This is a genomic window from Gordonia sp. (in: high G+C Gram-positive bacteria) (assembly GCF_012515855.1).
Classification (GTDB): Bacteria; Actinomycetota; Actinomycetes; order Mycobacteriales; family Mycobacteriaceae; genus Gordonia.
The window spans coordinates 1-18,653 of the sequence record NZ_JAAYXO010000157.1 but is presented as its reverse complement, the minus strand read 5'-3'; the positions used below and the strand labels follow the sequence as shown (position 1 = coordinate 18,653).

Here is an 18,653-nt window from a genome sequence, read left to right as displayed (position 1 = left end):
CCTAGTATGCGCGCGAATGTGACCCGACTACCACGCCCGTCAGCGGGCGGCTGCGCGCTCCAGCGCGCGTGCCCGCGAGGCCTCGAACTTGGCGACCTTCACGTCCATCTGTTCGAGGAAGGCAGCCAGCTGCTCGCGGTACATCTCGCCGATCGGACCGAAGTCGGTGCGCTCGAAGATCCGCCACTTGCGTAGCACCGGCATCACGACCTCCTGCATGTGCTGCGGCAGGTCGTAGATGCCGCCCTTGGCGATCAGCACGGCGTTCCGTCGGAAGTTCGGCATCGTCGCGCCCGGCATCTGGAAGTTCGAGACGATCATGTAGATCGCTGCCATCGCCTCATCCGGGACCAGGTCGAGCGCACCCGCGACGACGTTCCGGTAGAAGAGCATGTGCAGGTTCTCGTCGGCAGCCACTCGCTGCAGCATCCGATCGGCGATCGGATCGCCGCAGGCTTTGCCGGTGTTGCGGTGGCTGACGCGGGTGGCCAGTTCCTGGAACGAGACATAGGCGACGGCGAACAGCATGTCGTAGCTGTGGTCGCGCTGGCCGTCGTCGGCCGGCAGCGGGTCGAATCCGCCGATCATGTGCGCCATCCGGGTGCGTTCCAGCTCCACCGGGTCCACGCCTCGGGTCACGACCAGGTAGTCGCGCATCACGATCGAGTGGCGCATCTCCTCGGCGGTCCACCGCCCCACCCAGTAGCCCCAGGCGTCGTCGAGGCTGAAGTTGTCGGCGATGACGCGGTGATAGGACGGCAGATTGTCCTCGGTGAGCAGGTTCGTGATCATCGCGGCCTTCGCCGTCTCCGACAGCTGCGACTGCTCGGGGTCCCAGTCGACGCCGCCGAGCGCGGCGAAGTTGCGGCCATCGTCCCACGGCACGTAGTCGTGCGGATTCCAGTCGCGCGTCATCTTCATGTGCCGCTCGACTTCGGTCTCACACACGGGCAGGAGTTCGCGAAGCAGATCGCTGCCGCTCATTGGTTTCCCGATCAAACTGGTCATGACACTCACTCTGGTCGGCGCGAGCAGCGTTTTCACGGGGCGAAGGTCCCTTCGGTGTTGGGCCGCGAGTCGCGAAGAATCCTGTTGTAGCGTTGAGGACATGGCCGAATCGCCCCGCAAGTACCGCGTCTTCCTCGTCGACGACCACGAGCTGGTCCGTCGCGGTCTCCGCGACCTCCTGAGCACCGCGGAGGACCTCGAAGTGGTCGGCGAAGCCGCCACGGTCGACGAGGCGTGGGTGGGCATCAACGCCACCAAACCGGACGTCGCGGTGCTCGATGTCCGCCTCCCCGACGGCAACGGCGTCGAGCTGTGCCGTTCGGTCCGCAGCGCGCTGCCTGCGGTGCACTGCCTCATGCTGACCAGCTACGCCGACGACGACGCCCTGTTGGCCGCGGTGCTCGCCGGTGCCTCGGGATTCGTCCTCAAACAGATCCTGGGTCACAACTTGATCGCCGCGGTCCGCACGGTCGGCGCCGGCGGCTCGCTGCTGGACGACCGCAGCACCGCCGCCCTCCTGGCCCGGCTGCGCGACGGCGAACCGAGCGACCCGCTGGCCCGACTCACCGGTCAGGAGAAAGAAGTCTTCACGTTGATCGGCCAGGGCATGACCAACCGGCAGATCGCCGACCAGATGTTCCTCGCTGAGAAGACCATCAAGAACTACGTCTCGCGCATTCTGTCGAAGCTCGACATGCAGCGCCGCACCCAGGTCGCCGTCCTCGCGACCGAACTGCGCTCGCGGGACCGCTGACCTCGCTCACCGCAGCGGCGCGGTCCAGGTGAGGGTGGTGCCTGCGGTACTGCTGCTGGTGATGGTGAAATTGCCGTCGCAGTCGTCGGCCCGCTGAGTGAGGTTGGCCAGCCCCGACTGCGCCGCCGTCGGCGGGATTCCACGACCGTCGTCGGTGATCTCGACCGTCACGAGGTCGTCGGCGACGATCCGCACACCGATCCGTTCCGCCTGGGAATGTCGGAGCGCGTTCGAGATGCCCTCGCGCAACACCGCTTCCACGTGGGGTGCGAGCGTGTCCGGGATGAGCGTGTCGACCGGGCCGAGGAAGGCCACGCTCGGCACGATCGGAGCGTGTGCGGCCACCTCGGCGACCACGTCGAGCACCCGTCGGCGCAGGGTCACCGCATCACCGTGGCCCGGCATGCCCTGCAGGTCGAAGATCGAGGTCCGGATCTGCGCGATGGTGCCGTCCAGGTCGGTGATGACCTGTTCCATGCGTTCGTTGTCGATCGTCGGAATCTGGTCGCCCGCCCGCGCCGCCTGCATGGTCTGCAGCGACATCCCGACCGCGAACAGACGCTGGATCACCAGGTCGTGGAGGTCGCGCGCGATGCGATGGCGGTCCTCCAGGAGTTGCATGTCACGGGCCAACTGCTGCTGGTCGGCGTACGCGAGGGCAAGCGAGACCACGCGTGCCGCCCCCTGCAGACCCGCCACCTCTTCGCCGGTCCAGTAGCGACGCTCGACGCCGGTCAGCACGATCGCCGCGGTCGCCTGACCGGACTGGAGCGGCTGCAGAGTCGCCCAGCGCGCGCCTCGCCGCAGCCAGGGCTGCGATCCCGCCTGCAGCTCGCGGACCACCAACGAACCGCTCGCGCACTCGCCCTCGGGGTCGACGACGTCGAACAGATCCTCGGCGACCACGTCGCCACCGGTGTGGCCCACCACGTGGCTGCCCGTGACGATGAAGACGTCGGCTGCTCCGGTCAGGGCCGACACGTCGCGGCAGAGGCCGTCGAGGGTGTCCTTGAGCTCCGTGCCCGCGAGCGGTTCGGATCCGCGGTCGGCGATCACCTGCATCCACCGCAGCCGCGCCTGAGCGCGCTCGAACGCACGCGCGTTGTCGACCGCGATGCCCGCGGCCACGGCCAGCACTGCGACGATCTTCTCGTCCAACGCGGTGAACTCCGGGGCGCCCTGCTTCTCGGTGAGATAGATGCTGCCGAACAGCTCGTCGCGCACGATGATCGGCGCACCGAGGAAGGTGTCCATCGGCGGATGATTCGGCGGGAAGCCCACGGATGCGGGATGGTCGGACAGCTTGGGGATGCGCAGCACCTCGGGATGATGCAGGAGTTCCCCGAGCACGCCGCGGCCCACTGGGAGGGGCCCCATGGTGGCGCGCACCGTCGGTGAGATGCCGGTGTGCACAAACGCCTGCAGGCTCAACTCGGGGCCGCGGACGCCGAGCGCACAGTACCGGGCGTCGAGCGCGTCCGCCGCGACCTCGACGATGCGCTGCAATGCCTGATCGAGTTCCAGACCGCGGCCGACCAGCAGCACCGCCTCGAGGAGGTCGCGCATCGTCTTCGGGTCGCCGACGCTGGCTTCCGCCAGTGCGTCGAGGGCGGCATGCACCCCCGCCAAATCGCGCTTGCGCGTCACCTGCATCGTCTCCCCGAGAGAATCTCGCTCACGCGGGAAAGACTACCCCCGGGCCGGCTACCCCTCGGCGGACTCGGTGAGCTGCAGGCTCCGGTTGGTCCAGTCCCACAGCTCCTGGTACAGCGCCGGGTTGTCGTTGAGCTTCTGCCCGAACGACGGGATCATCTCGGTGAGCTTGCTCTTCCAGCCGTCGAAGCGGTTGCCGAAGCAGGCTTCGAGGACCGAGATCATGGCGGGCACGGCGGTCGACGCGCCCGGCGAGGCGCCGAGCAGACCGGCAAGCGTGCCTTCGCCCTCGGCCACCACCGCGGTGCCGAACTCCAGCTTGCCGCCGGCGCCGTGCTTGCGGATCACCTGGACGCGCTGGCCCGCGGTGATCAGCTCCCAGTCCTCGCCGACGGCGCGGGGCGCGAAGTCGCGCAGGGTGCGGACGCGGTCCTCACGGCTCGCGGCGAGCTCGGAGATCAAGTACTTGAGGAGGCCGAACTCCTGGGGAGCGATCGACATCATCGGCAGCAGGTTGCCCGGCTTCACCGACTTCGGCAGATCCATGATGCCGCCGGTCTTCAGGAACTTGGGCGACCAACCGGCGTAGGGACCGAACAGCAGACCCTTGTCACCGTTGATGACCCGCGTATCCAGGTGCGGCACCGACATCGGCGGCGCGCCGACGGCGGCCTGACCGTAGACCTTGGCCGAGTGCTGCTCGATGACGTCGGGGTTGGTGCAGCGGAAGAACTCGCCGCTGACCGGGAAGCCGCCGAAGCCCTTGGCCTCGGCGATGCCCGACTTCTGCAGCAGGTGCAGGGCGCCGCCGCCGGCACCGACGAAGACGAACTTGGCTTCGACGCGCACGTTCTCGCCGGTCCGGGTGTTGCGGATCTTCATGACCCAGCTGCCGTCGGACTGCTTGGTGAGGTTGCGGACCTCGTGGCCGAAGTAGAGGTCGGCGTCGCGACCGACGTAGTTCAGGAGCTGCTGGGTCAGGGCGCCGAAGTCGACGTCCGTGCCCTCGGTGAACCAGTTCAGGGCGACCGGATCGGAGTAGTCGCGGCCGTCGCCCATCAGCGGGAGACGCTCGGCGAACACGGCGTCGTCGTCGATGAACTCCATGTCGGCGAACAGCGTCTGGCTCGAGAGCGCGGCGTGACGCTTGCGGAGGAAGTCGACGCCGTCCTGGCCATGGCAGAACGCAACGTGCGGGATGGGGTTGATGAACTCGTCGGGAGCGCCCAGGAGCCCCTTGTCGACACCGAACGACCAGAACTGGCGCGACATCTGGAACTGCTCGTTGATGTTGAGCGCCTTGGCGATCTCGATCTCACCGTTGGCGTCGGCCGGGGTGTAGTTGAGCTCGCACAGCGCCGAGTGACCGGTACCCGCGTTGTTCCACGGGTCGCTGCTCTCGGCTGCTGCGGCTTCGAGGCGCTCGAACAGGCTGATCGACCACGTGGGCTCCAGCTGGCGGAGCAGCGCTCCCAGCGTCGCGCTCATGATTCCCGCACCAACGAGGGCAACGTCTGTCTTGATCACTGTGGCCACGCTGTCGAACTCCTCCACCTATCGAGCACTAAAGACCTCTATCGCGGACCATTGTTCCCCATCGAGGCCCGTTGACCCGCATCGGTTCGGACAAGTGTGGGATGACTGACACCGGCAGTCACACTGATCGAGCGTTCGCTCCGACCCGGCGAACCGACCGTACATACGTCGAACACCTATGGTGGAGCGCGTGAGTAGCGTCAAGCGTCGCGAGTGGCGACCCGATGAGTTCCTCGACCGATTCCAGGTCCTGACGATTCCCCTGGGCGATGACCCCGACGGTGAGGGTCTGATCGATGCAACGCTGGTGCGGGCACCGGGAGGCGACAACGCGCCGAACGGTGCGGTCCTGTACGTCCACGGCTTCACCGACTACTTCTTCCAGGAAGAGTTGGCGGCGTTCTTCACCGCTCGCGGCTACGCCTTCTATGCCCTGGACCTGCGCAAGTGCGGACGGTCGCTCCATGACGGCCATCAGCCGCACTACACCTCCGACCTGCGCTTCTACGACGACGAGTTGAACGCGGCGCTCGACGTCATCGCCGAGGAGACCGCAGGCCGGGTGATCGTGGCAGCACACTCCACCGGCGGCCTCATCACGCCGCTGTGGCTGGACCGTCTCCGCTCGTCCGACGTCGAACGTCACCGGCGCGTCCAGGGCCTGTTGCTCAACAGTCCCTGGTTCGACCTCCAGGGCGAAGCGATCCTCCGCACCGGCGCCGTCAACACTGTCATCAAGGGAATCGGCCGGGTGCGGGCGAAGTCGGTCCTCCCCCGCGCTCTCTCGAGCGCCTACGGGGACAGCCTCCACGTCGATCGCAACGGAGAGTGGACGTACGACGTCCGCTGCAAGCCGCTGAGCGGTTTCCCCATCACCTTCGGTTGGCTGGCGGCCGTCCGCGCCGGGCAGCATCGCCTGCATCGCGGCCTCGACATCGGCGTCCCCGCCCTGGTCCTGCGGTCCGATCACACGCACTTCGCAGGCAGTTATCGCCCCGAGGTCGACACCGCCGACTGTGTGCTCGACGTCAAGCAGATCGCGCAGTGGTCCGGGGCCATCGGCACCCGCGTGCACGCCGTCGCCGTGCCGGGCGCCCGCCACGACGTCTTCCTTTCCCTCGACGCGCCCCGACGCGTCGCCTACGACGAAGTCCAGACCTGGCTCACCAGCACGTTCGGCGAAGGAGCAGCCCGATGACGATCCATCCCGTGACCACTCAGCAGGTCGATCTCGCGATCATCGGCTCCGGCAGCGGAAACTCGATCCCCGACGAGCGCTTCGAGTCCACCACCATCGCGATCTTCGAGGAGGGCGTGTACGGCGGCACCTGCCTCAACGTCGGCTGCATCCCGACGAAGATGTTCGTGTACGCCGCCGATGTCGCGGCGGCCGCCCGCTCAGCGTCCCGCTACGGTGTCGACGCCTCCGTCAACGGCGTCGACTGGCCGGCCATCGTCGACCGGGTCTTCGGCCGCATCGACCCGATCTCCGCAGGCGGCAAGGAGTATCGCGTCGACCGCTGCGACAACATCACCGTCTACTCGAGCCACGTGCGGTTCGAGGGACGTGACGAGTCGACCGGGCGCTACCGACTGATCACCGACGCGGGTGACGAGGTCCTCGCGACCGAGGTCGTCATCGCCGCGGGTTCGCGTTCGGACGTTCCCCAGGTGATCGCCGAGTCCGGCACCCGCTACTACACCAACAACGACGTGATGCGACTGCCCGCGCTGCCGAAGCGGATGGCGATCGTCGGCAGCGGATACATCGCCGCCGAGTTCGCGCACGTCTTCGCGGCGCTCGGGGTCGAGGTCACGATCATCGCGCGCAGTGGCCGACTCCTGCGTGCGCTCGACGACGAGATCAGCGAACGCTTCACCCAGGTCGCGGGCGAGCAGTGGAACGTCGTGCTGAACGCCGCCATGACCGGTGCCACCACGCAGGCCGACGGCAGCGTCCAGCTCGAGTTCGCCGACGCCGATCCGGTCGACGCCGACGTCGTTCTCGTCGCGACCGGCCGCACACCGAGCGGAGACCTGCTGAACCTGGCGTCGATCGACGTCGCACTGCTCGACGACGGCCGCGTCCCGGTGGACGAGCACGGCCGCACGTCGGCGCCGAACGTCTGGGCGCTCGGCGACGTGAGCTCGCCGTATCAGCTCAAGCACGTCGCCAACCATGAGCAGCGCGTGGTCCAGGCCAACCTCCTGCGCGGCTGGTCGGCCGACGATCTGGAGTCGTTCGATCACCGCTACGTGCCCTTCGCCGTCTTCACCGCCCCGCAGATCGCCGCGGTCGGCCTCACCGAGGCCCAGGCCCGCGCGACCGGCCGCGACATCACCGTCAAGGTTCAGAACTACGGCGACGTGGCCTACGGCTGGGCCATGGAGGACACCACCGGCTTCTGCAAGCTGATCGCCGACCGCGCCACCGGCGAGATCCTCGGCGCTCACCTGATCGGGCCGCAGGCGTCGACGGTGATCCAGCCGATCATCCAGGCGATGAGCTTCGGACAGAGCGCCAAGGACCTCGCCCGGGGCCAGTACTGGATTCACCCGGCCATGCCGGAGGTCCTGGAGAATGCGCTGCTGGGGCTCGAGTTCGACTAGAACCGCGACGAGCGCAGTGAGATCTCGGTCGCCAGAGCTGCCGGAGCGTTCTCGGGGATCCAGTGGTCGACGTCGGTCAGCACCGAGAAACGGAAGTCCGAGTAGACGAAGCGACCGCTGAACTCGGCCTGCTCGCGGCCGAGTGCGGCGTCGCCGTCGCTCCACAGCATCGTGGTGGGGATCTCGACGGGCGGGCACGCCAGGCTCTCCGCGATGTTCCCGGTGAAGTTCGCTCGGTACCAGTTGAGCGGTCCGGTCAGCGCGCCCGGCGCCAGGATCGGCTTCAGTTCCTCGGCGCTCACTCCTGCGCGGCGCAGCAGGATCCCGTTGCGCGCGGCGAGCTTCTCTTCGGCGTCGTCGGCGATGAAGCTCTTGATGTAGGCCGATCGTTCGCGCTGGTCCGACCCCGCTTCGAGGGCCGCCCGCATGGCGGAGGGGTGTCCGGTACTGACGGCGACCAGGCCGGTGAACCGATCGGGGTACAGAGCGGCCAGCTTCCAGGCGACGATCCCTCCCCAGTCGTGACCGACGATCATCGAGTACGAGATGTTCAGGTGGTCGAGGATGCCGATGACGTCGGCCACCAGTTTGTCGAGCCGGTAGTCGTCGACCTCGGTCGGACGCGCTCCCGGGCTGTATCCGCGCTGATTGATCCGCAGCGTTCGGAGACCGGCCTCGTGGACGCGCGGAATCACCGCGTCGTAGCACTGCGAGTTCACCGGGAATCCGTGGAGAAGCACCACCCACGGACCACGGGCCGGGCCACTCTCCTCGACCTCGAAGGTCAGTCCGTCATGTTCTACCGTCAGCTGCGAGGTCGTCACCCAGCCAGCCTAGAACGTGCGCCTGGCCGAGTACCCCATTTCGTCGCGGGCATCACCCTTGCCCACCCCCGGACAGCGGATCTACAATTGATACGAATCCAATTCGGATCAATTTGGGAGTCGCCATGTCGAACGATACGGACGTCCTCATCATCGGAGCCGGCCAGTGCGGACTATCGCTGAGTAACCGCCTCCGGGCACGGCACATCGACCATCGCGCGGTGGAGGCGAACTCCGCTCCCGGCGACGTATGGCGTCGTCGCTGGGACTCGCTGCGACTGTTCACCCCGAGCCGGTACGACGGCCTCCCCGGATTGCCGTTTCCCGGCGCCTCGCGCTACCGACCCAGCGCCGGGGAGTTCGCCGACTACCTCGACGCGTACGCCGAACACATCGACTTCCCGGCGTCCTACGGGGAGACCGTCACGTCGGCCTCACCCGACCCGGCGGGCGGCTTCACCGTCCACACCGCGACCTCCTCCGGCCCCCGAGTCCGGCGCAGCAGGTGCCTGGTCGTGGCCACCGGAGGACACACCGCGCCGACGGTGCCCGCCGACGCCACCGCACTCGACAGTCGAATAGCCCAACTCCACACCGACGACTACCACCGACCCGACGACCTGCCGGGCGACCGAGTCCTGGTCGTGGGTTGCGGCGCTTCCGGTCTGCAACTCGCCGTCGAACTGGCCCGCGCCGGTCGCACCGTCACCGTGGCGGGTCGACCGACGCCCAGCATTCCGGCACCCGCCCTGGCCATTGCCGGCGGCCTCTGGTTCGCATTTCTTCACCAGGTGCTGACGCGCAGAACACCGATGGGTCGGAAGGCCGCACCGAAAGCCATCGGCTCGGGCGCGCCCCTCATCGGCATCAGCGCCACAGACCTCGAGAGGCACGGCGTCCGCCGCGTGTCGCGCTTCGACGGCGCCGTCGACGGCGTCCCTCGGATCGCTGACGGAGGCTTGATCGACGTGGACGCCGCCCTGTGGGCCACCGGATATCGACCGGCGCCACCGCTGCTCGCCGACCGACTGGCGGAAGGCTCCTCTGGACCAGACTCCCCTGGACCCGATGGACGTTCCTGACGCAGGGCCCCGTCCCGGCGCAGCGGGCGACAAGGCCACCACCCGGGCCTATCGGTCTCCGCTGCGCGCCTCGCAAGCCGCCGAGACGCGGGCCGCGATCGTCGCGGCCGCCCGCGACCTGGTGATCACCGAGGGCTTCACCAACACGACCGTGCGGAAGATCGCCGATCGAGCGGGCGTCAACATCGACACCGTCTATCGCTCGGTCGGCAAGAAGCCCGAGGTACTCCGAGTGGTGATCGAATCCGCGCTCTCGGGACTGCCGGAGGCGGTGCCCGCCGATCAGCGCGACTATGTGCGACGCATCGCAGACGCCTCTTCAGGCCGCGAGAAGCTCGAGATCTACGCCGCGGCGATCACCGAGATTCAGCAGCGCCTCGCGCCGATCTACACCGCGCTCGCCGACGCCGCCCGCACCGACGAGCAGAGTTCGGCGCTCTGGGAGGAGATCTCCCGTCGCCGGGCCGCCAATATGCGACGGTTCGCCGCCGACCTGCGCGGCACCGGTCAGATGCGCGCGGACATCGACGACGACACCGCCGCGGACCTCATCTGGAGCATGAACGGAACCGAGTACTGGGTGCTGCTGGTGGAGCATCGCGGATGGCCTCCCGAGAAGTTCCGGGAGCGACTCGCCGATACGTGGTGTCGTCTGCTGCTGGCAGAACCCTGATCAGACGGCGTCGGGCAGCGTGAGGATCTCGGCGCCGGAGTCGGTGACCACCAGGGTGTGCTCGAACTGGGCGGTCCACTTGCGGTCGACCGTGACGATCGTCCAATCGTCGTCCCACATCTCCCACGGCAGCCCGCCGAGGTTGATCATCGGCTCGATCGTGAACACCATGCCGGGCTCCAGGACGGTGTCGACGGTCGGCTGGTCGTAGTGCAGGACGATGAGACCGTTGTGAAAGGTCTCACCGATGCCGTGGCCGGTGAAGTCGCGCACCACCGTGTAACCGAACCTGTTGGCGTACGCCTCGATCACCCGGCCGACCACATTGAGCTCGCGTCCCGGCTTGACCGCCTTGATGGCGCGCTCGGTGGCGATGCGGGTGCGTTCCACCAGGTCCCGTGCCTCCTGCGAGACATCGCCCGCGAGGAACGTCGCATTGGTGTCGCCATGGACTCCGTCGATGTAGGCCGTCACGTCGATGTTGACGATGTCGCCGTCCTGGATCACCGTCGAATCCGGGATGCCGTGGCAGATCACCTCGTTGAGCGAGGTGCAGCACGACTTCGGAAATCCCTTGTAGCCCAGCGTCGACGGGTACGCGCCGTGATCGATCATGTACTCGTGGGCGATGCGATCGAGCTGATCGGTGGTGACACCGGGAGCGACCGCACGACCGGCCTCGGCCAGGGCGTTCGCGGCGATCTTGCCCGCCACCCGCATCTTCTCGATGGTCTCCGGGGTCTGCACCCAGGGCTCGCGGCCTTCGTTGACGGTGTCTTTCCACGCGTACTCCGGTCGCTCGATGGCGTCGGGGACGGGAAGAGTCGGCGAAACGACGCCGGGGACCAACGGTTCACGAACTGTCATGCCTCCGATTCTACGGCTCACTGTTATTCGTGCCGCACCGATGTGCATCCACGGGCCGACGACCAGTAAGGTGTGCCTAACTGAAACTTTGAGGAAGACGAAGGCGGAGACAGGTGACGATTGCCCGACGATCCGCGGTGTCGGTCGCCGCTGTCTGGGCTCTCGTCCTCGCGTCCGCTTTGGTTCTCACCGGATGCACCACCGTGCCCATCGACACCGGGGCCTCGGCGTCCGCGGCGAACGCGGTTTTGAAATCCGGTCCGACCGTTGCGAAACTGCCGACCGCCGACATCGTGCCGGTCGCTCCCGGGCTGGTCCCCGGCCCGCGCGCCGACCGAATCATCGCGCTCGACCGCAACGGAACGCTCGGCAGCATCGTCTTCGCCCTGGGCCTCGGCCCGCACGTCGTCGGGCGCGACCGCTCGACGACCTTCCCGTCGGCCGCCCAGCTTCCGTATGTCACCGAGCGGGGACATGCGATCAACGCCGAGCGCGTGCTCGCGCAGAACCCGTCGATCGTCCTGCTGACCGAAGATGCGACGCCCGCCGGGGCCGTCGACCAACTCCGCGCGGCGGGAATCACCGTCGCAGTGTTCACCGGCAAGCGGTCTATCGCGGGCAACTCGGCACTCATCACCGACGTCGCCAAGGCCCTCGAGGTCCCCGACGCAGGCCGAAAGCTGGTGCAGCGCACCGAGAAGCAGGTGGCCGACGCCCGCAAGCAGGTGCCCGACCCGTCGGGTGACCCGACCATCGGTTTCCTCTACATCCGCGGCGAACACCTGATTCTGCTGGCTGGCCCGGGTTCTGGTGCGGATGATCTGATCACCGCGCTGGGCGGCACCGATGCCGGTACCAAAGCCGGGCTGGACGCCGCCTTCACTCAAGTCAGCGCCGAGTCGATGATCCGCGCGAACCCGGAGGTCCTGCTGGTGATGACCCAGGGCGCCGAGTCGGTCGGCGGTTTGGACGAGGTCCTGAAAATTCCTGCGATCGCCGACACCGACGCCGGCCGGAACGGCCGGGTCGTCGCCATGGACGAGACGCAGATCCTCATGTTCGGTCCCGACACAGGTCTGGTGCTCAGTGCTCTTGCAACGTCGATCTATGCCTGATCGCACAGCGATGCTGCGCCACCGCGCCGCGTCGACCCGATCGATCTTCCGCGGCAAAGCCCTCTGGTCGATCCTCGGCACGCTGATTCTTCTCGGCGTGGTGGTCGTGATCTCCGCGGGCACCGGACAGGTGCACATCCCGCCGTTGGAAGTGCTCGGGTCCATCGCCCACCACTGGCACCTGGAGATCGGCCCGCTCCCCTCGCATCCGCAGGGTGAGAACGCCCTGTGGGTCTCACGATTCCCGCGCATCCTGCTCGGCCTGCTGGTCGGCGTCGCGCTGGGCACGGCGGGTTGTCTGCTGCAGGGTGTCCTCGCCAATCCACTCGCCGAGCCCGGCATCATCGGCGTCTCCTCGGGCGCCGCGGTGGGTGCGTGCCTGGTGATCGTCATCGGTGGCACCGGAACCAACGGCTGGGCGATCGCCGGGGCCGCGGCACTGTTCGGGCTGATCACCACCGCGGGCGTCTACGTCCTGTCGATCCGCGACGGCGCGTCGTCGACCATCATGCTGGTGCTCACCGGCATCGCGGTCAACGCCTTCTGCCTGGGCATCATCGCCTACCTCACCTACATCGCCTCGACCGCGGCACGCGAGCAGATCGTCTTCTGGCAACTCGGGTCGCTGGCGGGCAATGTCTCGTGGACCCAGGTCAAGATCGTCGCGCCCCTCGCCATCGCCGGCGTGGCGGGCGGGATGCTCCTGGTCCGCAAGCTCGATCTCCTGGCTCTCGGGGAGGTCCAGGCCGCGTCCCTCGGCGTGAATGTCGAAGTGGTCCGCCGACAGGTGATCGTGCTGGTCGCCATGCTGACCGCGGCGGGTGTGGCGTTCACCGGCATCGTGATGTTCGTCGGCTTGATCGTCCCGCACGTGATGCGACTGCTGGTCGGGCCGAAACACGCGGTCCTGCTGCCCGCGAGTGCACTCGGCGGCGCCTTGGTGATCGCCGCAGCCGATCTCGGCGCACGCTCTCTGACCGGCGGCGAGCTGCCGCTGGGCATGCTGACGTCGCTGATCGGCGGACCGATCTTCTTCCTCCTGCTGCGACAGCGGAATGCGGCGGCACGGTGGTGATGGAGAAGCGGGTGACGGAGAAGCGGGTGACGGAGAAGCGGGTGACGGAGAAGCGGGTGACGATGAACGCAGACCTCGCGGTGCGGGCCGAGCACCCGCTGATCGCCGAGAACATCACCGCCCGCATCGGCAGGCGAACCATCCTCCACGACATCGACATCGTCGCGAATCCCGGCGAGATCCTCGCTCTCGTCGGCCCGAACGGTTGCGGCAAGTCGACGCTGCTGTCGGTGCTGTCGGGGGTGCGCGCGCCGGTGAGCGGGAGCGTCCGCATCGGCGACCTCGACGTCCACCGGACCGACAGCATGGCCCTGGCTCGGGCCCGCTCCCTCGTCACCCAGCAGAACCGCGGCGACACCCCGTTCCCGGTACGCGAAGTGGTCGAGATGGGCCGGTTCCCCTGGACGCGCACGCCGGAAGCTTTGCGATCCGAGGAGATCATCGACGCCGCGATCGCCGAGTGCGATCTCGAGGATCTGGTGGAGCGCCCCTTCTCACAGCTCTCCGGCGGCCAACAGGCTCGTGTCTCACTGGCGCGGGCGATGGCGCAGGACTCCCCGGTCATCATGCTCGACGAGCCCACCGCAGCTCTCGACATCGGCCACACCGAGCAGGTGCTGTCGATCCTGCGACGACGCGCGGCCGCGGGCGCGACCATCGTGCTCGTGGTGCACGATCTGTCGCTGACTGCGGCCTACGCCGACCGCGTCGCCGTGATGAAGGCCGGCCGGCTTCTGGAGACCGGAACGGTCGACGAGGTGATGACGGCCGAACTCCTCAGCACCACCTACGACCACCCCGTGGTGGTCTGGGACCATCCCGAGACCGGCGAACGCATCATCACGCCGGTGCGCTAACTAGTCGGCTTCCGGCTCGCGACGACTGCCAGCACTCCGAGCACCAGCAGCACCAGGCCGCCGACCAGCGTCAGCCAGAGCCCGACGCCGACGCCGAGCTCCACGCCCAGCGCCTCCGCCAACGCGCCGCGATCGTTGTTGCGACTCTGTACGTCGAGTATGTCCACGATCCCGATCAAGGTCACCAGGACACCGACGACGATGGTGACGACCGCGGCGATGAACGGCAGCCTCTGCTGCTGTCGCTTCACCACGATCGCTGCCACCGCGATGCCGCCCGCAATGAGGCCCAGGATCAAGGTGAAGACTCCGTCGCCGGCGGTTCCCATCTTGGTCTCCTCACCGACGTTCACCCACGGGAGGATCGCTGCGACGATCACGACGACCGCGGTCCCGACGATCACCCACAGCAGCGGAACGGCCCTGTTCGATGCCGCGGTCGGCGGCGCACCGGCAAACGGCTGGCCGTATCCGGGGTTCTGGCCATACCCGGGACTCTGGCCGTACCCGGGGTTCTGGGCGCCGGGGTTCGGTCCTGGTCCCTGCGGAAAGTTCGGACCTGCGTTCGGATTGCTCATGACTTGCCACCTTTCGTGACTCAAGTCACTTCAGGGTGACACAAAATGCCCGTTTCGTCCGTCGATCGGACGACGCTCTCGTGCGCTGTTCTACGGACGGTAATCGCCGGGGACGGCGCCGAGGAAGTCCCTGGTCAGATTCACCGAGTTGGTGGAGTCCCCACCGAGAACGATGAGTGTCGCGAAGGCGATGTCGCCGCGGTAGCCGGTGAACCAGGCGTGCGATCCCCCCGCGACCTCCGCTTCCCCGGTCTTTCCGTACACCTCGCCCGCTCCGGCGATCGAGGTCGCGGTGCCCTCGGTGACAACGGCCCGCATCATCGGTCGCAGCTGCTGGTAGACGTTCTCGGCGAGCGACGCGCGGGGCCCGTTCACCTCGGTCTCGCGGCCGTAGATCAGGGTCGGAACCTGCGCTCTGCCCGATGCGGCGGCGGCCGCCACCAACGCCATCCCGAGCGGGCTCGCCAGCACCCGCCCCTGCCCGAATCCGTCCTCACTGCGCGCGACGAGCTGCGGCTCCACCGGAACCGATCCGGACTTCACATCGAGGCCGGGAACGTCGTACTCGGCGCCGAGCCCCATCGCGGCGGCCGCGTGGGTCAGCGCCGTCGGTCCCATCCGGCTGGCCAGGTCGGCGAATGTGGTGTTGCAGGACTGTGCGAACGCGGTCCGCAGGGGCACCGGCCCCAGCGCAAAACCGTCGTAGTTCGGAATGGTGCGCTCACCGATCTGGATCTCACCCGGGCACGGGACGATCGCGTCCGGGTTCGACATGTCGTCGTGGAACGCGGCGGCGGAGGTGACGATCTTGAACGTCGAGCCGGGCGGATACAGGCCCGACGTCGCCACCAACCCGTCGCGGTCGGCATCGCGATTCTGCGCCACCGCCAGGATCTTGCCGGTCGACGCCTGGACCGCGACGATCATCGCCTGCTTCCCCTGCACCGAGTTCACCGCCTGCTGCGCGGCGTTCTGGACAGTGCGAGACATCGTCATCAGCACCGCGGGCGCAGGCTTGCCCGGTTCGTCGGCCACCACGTCGGCGACGAGTCCGTTGGGGTTACGCACGGTGACGCGCCACCCGCTGGATCCGGTCAGCTCCCCCGCGACCTCGTCGCGGACCCGGGCGACCACGGCGGGAGCGAAATTCGGGTCACGCGGGACCAGGACGGCCTGATCCTCGGTCACCACGCCGGGCAGCGCGAGACTGTCCCGCAGCCGGTCGAAGTCGCCGGGCTGCAGGCGTCCGATCGGCAACGGCTCGTCCTGTGCGGTCGCGCGTTCGGCGATCACCTGTGCGTTCAGCCCCGGGATCAGCGGGCCCAGGACCGCGATCATCCGGTGCACGGAATCGACGACGCTCCCCGCTTCCGCGGCCTCGGAGGCGTCGAACGAGACCGCGACCACCGTGCCGTCGACCATGACTTCCGAGCCGTCCGACTCATTGACCGCGGCGCGCGGCGGATCCGTCGTCGCCAAGGACAGATGCTGGTCGGCGCCGAGCTTGGGATGAATCGCCGACGACTTCCAGCGCACCGACCATCCCCTGTCGCTTCGGCCGAGCGCGATGGTCGAGTCGTATCGCCACGTGCGTCCACTCCCCAGGTCCCACGTGTAGGAGACCGGAACCTCGGCGACGTCCTGATCGATGTCGACGCGGCCCGGCGACGCGGACATCGACTCGGCCCGCAACGACTTCCACGTGGTCGCCAACTGAGTCTGGGCCCGATCCGGATCGGTGGTCTGCCGGGCCGCGCTCGCGAAATCAGCTGCGGCGAACGCGTCCAGGAAGGCCTGAGCCGCATCCCGCGGACCGTCGTCTTGCGCTCCGCACGCCGTCACCGACGCCACCAGAACCATCAGGGTGCACGGCAACGCCAGGAGGGTGCGAAGAGTGCGAGAACGGCGGGACATCGGCCCCATCGTAATCTCGCGGGCACCGCGCAGCGCTCGTGACACGCGGCGACCCGATCGAGCCCCGATCAGTCGATCCAGCCCGGTCAGTCGATGAGGACCGTCGCGAAGGTGCCGACCTCACGGAAGCCGACCTGTTCGTACGTTCGGCGCGCCGCCGTGTTGAAGGCGTTCACGTACAGGCTGGCGATGCGCCCCTGGCGGGCGATGGCGGCCGCGACCGCCGCCGTCCCGACCGCCCCGAGACCGCGGCCACGGAATTCCGGATCGACCCACACGCCCTGAATCTGTCCCGCTTTGCGCGACATCGATCCGATCTCGGCTTTGAAGACCACGCGTTCGCCCTCGAATCGGGCGAAGACCCGTCGGGCGGAAATCAGGGCAGCCAGTCGGCGCCGATACGACCGCCCGCCGTCTCCCGCACAGGGGTCGACGCCCACCTCGCCGATGAACATCTCGACCGCAGCCGGGAAGTAGGCATCCAGGTCGGCCATCGTCACGAGTCCGACGGCGGGGTCGGTCGCGATGGTCGGATAACCGTTCAGCGCCAGCAGCGGCTGATCGTCACGTATCTCCCGCGGAGGCCCCCATTCGGGGGCCAGGCGGTCCCACAGCGGAAGGACGAGATCGGCCGAGCCGACTACCGACGAACAGACTCGCGGACCGTCGACGGCGCGCCCGGCGAAGAGGTCCAGATCGGCGAGCCCACCGATCAGCGGCATCAGATTGGCCCCGGAGAACGCCAGCGACGACCCCGGATTCGAGTTGGTCCACAGCTCACCCCCGAGGAATCGCGGGGAGAGCCCGTAGGCTTCGACGCGGGCCGCCACCATGCACGACGCGACCGGATCGACATCGAGGGCGCGGCCGACCGCATCGGCGTCTTTTGCGCCGAGCGGGCGGTCACCGAGCTTCCCCAGCACGGTCACCTCCTGGATTACATCAGCTCACGGACACGACCGGAGCGCCGCTTCCAGTGTCTCCCGATTCCTCCGCGATACGCAGCGCTTCGGCGATGAGCGTCTGAACGATCTCCGATTCGGGAACGGTCTTGATGACCTCGCCCTTGACGAAGATCTGGCCCTTGCCGTTGCCGGAGGCCACCCCGAGATCGGCGTCGCGCGCTTCGCCCGGCCCATTGACGACGCAGCCCATGACGGCCACGCGGAGCGGGATCTCCATGCCTTCGAGTCCCGCACTCACTTCGTCAGCGAGTTTGTAGACGTCCACCTGCGCCCGACCGCACGACGGACAGGAGACGATCTCGAGCTTGCGGGGACGCAGGTTCAGCGACTGCAGGATCGCGTCGCCGACCTTGATCTCCTCCGCGGGCGGCGCCGAGAGCGACACCCGAATGGTGTCGCCGATGCCGTCGGCCAACAGCGAGCCGAACGCGACGGCCGACTTGATGGTGCCCTGGAACGCCGGCCCCGCCTCGGTGACGCCGAGGTGCAGCGGGTAGTCGCACTGGGCCGCGAGCTGACGGTAGGCCTCGACCATCACGACGGGGTCGTTGTGCTTCACCGAGATCTTGATGTCGCCGAAGCCGTGTTCCTCGAACAGGCTCGCCTCCCACAGCGCCGATTCGACGAGGGCTTCCGGGGTGGCCTTGCCGTACTTCTGCAGCAGGCGCGGGTCGAGGGAGCCGGCGTTGACGCCGATGCGGATGGGGATGCCCGCATCCCCCGCGGCCTTGGCGACTTCCTTGACGCGGCCGTCGAACTCCTTGATGTTGCCGGGGTTGACGCGCACCGCGGCGCACCCGGCGTCGATGGCCGCGAAGATGTAGCGCGGCTGGAAGTGGATGTCGGCGATGACCGGGATCTTGCTCTTCTTCGCGATGGTGGCGAGCGCCTCGGCGTCCTCCTGCCGCGGGCAGGCCACGCGCACGATGTCGCATCCGGATGCGGTGAGTTCGGCGATCTGCTGGAGCGTCGCGTTGATGTCGTGTGTCTTGGTGGTGCACATCGACTGCACCGACACCGGATGGTCACTGCCGACACCGACCCCACCGACCATCAACTGACGGGTCTTGCGGCGCGGCGCCAGAACCGCGGGAACCTCGGGCATGCCCAATCCGATGGGGCTGGTCACGTTTCGCCTTCTT

At 67.9% G+C, this 18,653-nt stretch carries 17 protein-coding genes; 8 read left to right on the top strand and 9 right to left on the bottom strand.

All coding sequences use genetic code 11. The features are described 5' to 3' along the window. Positions 1–39: 39 nt before the first annotated feature. Positions 40–1,008 (bottom strand): acyl-ACP desaturase, encoded by a 969-nt coding sequence (locus tag GX543_RS11565; RefSeq protein WP_290852051.1) that lies wholly within the window; start codon positions 1,006–1,008, stop codon positions 40–42. A gap of 100 nt (positions 1,009–1,108) precedes the next feature. On the opposite strand from GX543_RS11565, the gene GX543_RS11560 reads away from it, so the two are divergent. Next, on the top strand, positions 1,109–1,762 hold the full coding sequence (locus GX543_RS11560; RefSeq protein ID WP_290852050.1) for a response regulator transcription factor: 654 nt from the start codon (positions 1,109–1,111) through the stop codon (positions 1,760–1,762). A gap of 6 nt (positions 1,763–1,768) precedes the next feature. Here GX543_RS11560 and GX543_RS11555 read toward each other — a convergent pair whose 3' ends face one another. Beyond that, positions 1,769–3,415 carry a GAF domain-containing sensor histidine kinase gene (locus GX543_RS11555; RefSeq protein ID WP_290852049.1) on the bottom strand — a complete coding sequence of 549 codons (1,647 nt, stop codon included), beginning with the start codon at positions 3,413–3,415 and terminating at the stop codon, positions 1,769–1,771. Positions 3,416–3,466: 51 nt separating this feature from the next. Beyond that, on the bottom strand, positions 3,467–4,942 hold the full coding sequence (gene mqo / locus GX543_RS11550; protein WP_290852064.1) for a malate dehydrogenase (quinone): 1,476 nt from the start codon (positions 4,940–4,942) through the stop codon (positions 3,467–3,469). Positions 4,943–5,141: 199 nt separating this feature from the next. On the opposite strand from mqo, the gene GX543_RS11545 reads away from it, so the two are divergent. After that, positions 5,142–6,149, top strand: a complete 1,008-nt coding sequence (locus GX543_RS11545) for an alpha/beta hydrolase (protein ID WP_290852048.1) — start codon at positions 5,142–5,144, stop codon at positions 6,147–6,149. Then, the gene (locus GX543_RS11540; protein ID WP_290852047.1) at positions 6,146–7,561 is read left to right on the top strand and encodes a mycothione reductase; all 1,416 of its coding nucleotides are present in this window, start codon (positions 6,146–6,148) and stop codon (positions 7,559–7,561) included. The genes GX543_RS11545 and GX543_RS11540 overlap by 4 nt, the downstream gene beginning before the upstream one ends. On the opposite strand, the gene GX543_RS11535 is transcribed toward GX543_RS11540, so the two are convergent. Then, positions 7,558–8,370, bottom strand: a complete 813-nt coding sequence (locus GX543_RS11535) for an alpha/beta hydrolase (RefSeq protein ID WP_290852063.1) — start codon at positions 8,368–8,370, stop codon at positions 7,558–7,560. The two genes, GX543_RS11540 and GX543_RS11535, sit on opposite strands and share 4 nt — an antisense overlap. A 140-nt stretch (positions 8,371–8,510) precedes the next feature. Here GX543_RS11535 and GX543_RS11530 point away from each other — a divergent pair, with 140 nt between their 5' ends. Then, on the top strand, positions 8,511–9,467 hold the full coding sequence (locus GX543_RS11530; RefSeq protein WP_290852046.1) for an NAD(P)/FAD-dependent oxidoreductase: 957 nt from the start codon (positions 8,511–8,513) through the stop codon (positions 9,465–9,467). Continuing rightward, a complete protein-coding gene (locus GX543_RS11525) occupies positions 9,454–10,140 on the top strand; it encodes a TetR/AcrR family transcriptional regulator (RefSeq protein ID WP_290852045.1) in 687 nt (228 codons plus the stop codon). The genes GX543_RS11530 and GX543_RS11525 overlap by 14 nt, the downstream gene beginning before the upstream one ends. On the opposite strand, the gene map is transcribed toward GX543_RS11525, so the two are convergent. Continuing rightward, positions 10,141–11,007 carry a type I methionyl aminopeptidase gene (gene map, locus GX543_RS11520; RefSeq protein WP_290852044.1) on the bottom strand — a complete coding sequence of 289 codons (867 nt, stop codon included), beginning with the start codon at positions 11,005–11,007 and terminating at the stop codon, positions 10,141–10,143. It lies immediately after the preceding gene. Positions 11,008–11,120: 113 nt separating this feature from the next. Here map and GX543_RS11515 point away from each other — a divergent pair, with 113 nt between their 5' ends. From GX543_RS11515 to GX543_RS11505, 3 genes are all read left to right on the top strand, one after another. Next, on the top strand, positions 11,121–12,122 hold the full coding sequence (locus GX543_RS11515; RefSeq protein ID WP_290852043.1) for an ABC transporter substrate-binding protein: 1,002 nt from the start codon (positions 11,121–11,123) through the stop codon (positions 12,120–12,122). Beyond that, a complete protein-coding gene (locus GX543_RS11510; RefSeq protein ID WP_290852042.1) occupies positions 12,115–13,197 on the top strand; it encodes an iron ABC transporter permease in 1,083 nt (360 codons plus the stop codon). Before GX543_RS11515 ends, GX543_RS11510 begins: the two co-directional genes overlap by 8 nt. A gap of 62 nt (positions 13,198–13,259) precedes the next feature. Next, the gene (locus tag GX543_RS11505) at positions 13,260–14,054 is read left to right on the top strand and encodes a heme ABC transporter ATP-binding protein (protein ID WP_290852062.1); all 795 of its coding nucleotides are present in this window, start codon (positions 13,260–13,262) and stop codon (positions 14,052–14,054) included. On the opposite strand, the gene GX543_RS11500 is transcribed toward GX543_RS11505, so the two are convergent. The 4 genes from GX543_RS11500 to ispG all read right to left on the bottom strand — a co-directional run bounded on the left by GX543_RS11500 (position 14,051) and on the right by ispG (position 18,640). Next, positions 14,051–14,632, bottom strand: coding sequence for a hypothetical protein (locus GX543_RS11500; RefSeq protein WP_290852041.1), 582 nt, complete (start codon positions 14,630–14,632; stop codon positions 14,051–14,053). The two genes, GX543_RS11505 and GX543_RS11500, sit on opposite strands and share 4 nt — an antisense overlap. Before the next feature lie 90 nt (positions 14,633–14,722). Continuing rightward, positions 14,723–16,546 (bottom strand): penicillin-binding transpeptidase domain-containing protein, encoded by a 1,824-nt coding sequence (locus GX543_RS11495; protein ID WP_290852040.1) that lies wholly within the window; start codon positions 16,544–16,546, stop codon positions 14,723–14,725. An 86-nt stretch (positions 16,547–16,632) separates the two neighbouring features. After that, positions 16,633–17,469, bottom strand: coding sequence for a GNAT family N-acetyltransferase (locus GX543_RS11490; protein WP_290852061.1), 837 nt, complete (start codon positions 17,467–17,469; stop codon positions 16,633–16,635). 19 nt (positions 17,470–17,488) lie between these two features. After that, positions 17,489–18,640 carry a flavodoxin-dependent (E)-4-hydroxy-3-methylbut-2-enyl-diphosphate synthase gene (ispG, locus tag GX543_RS11485; protein ID WP_290852039.1) on the bottom strand — a complete coding sequence of 384 codons (1,152 nt, stop codon included), beginning with the start codon at positions 18,638–18,640 and terminating at the stop codon, positions 17,489–17,491. Positions 18,641–18,653: the final 13 nt, after the last annotated feature.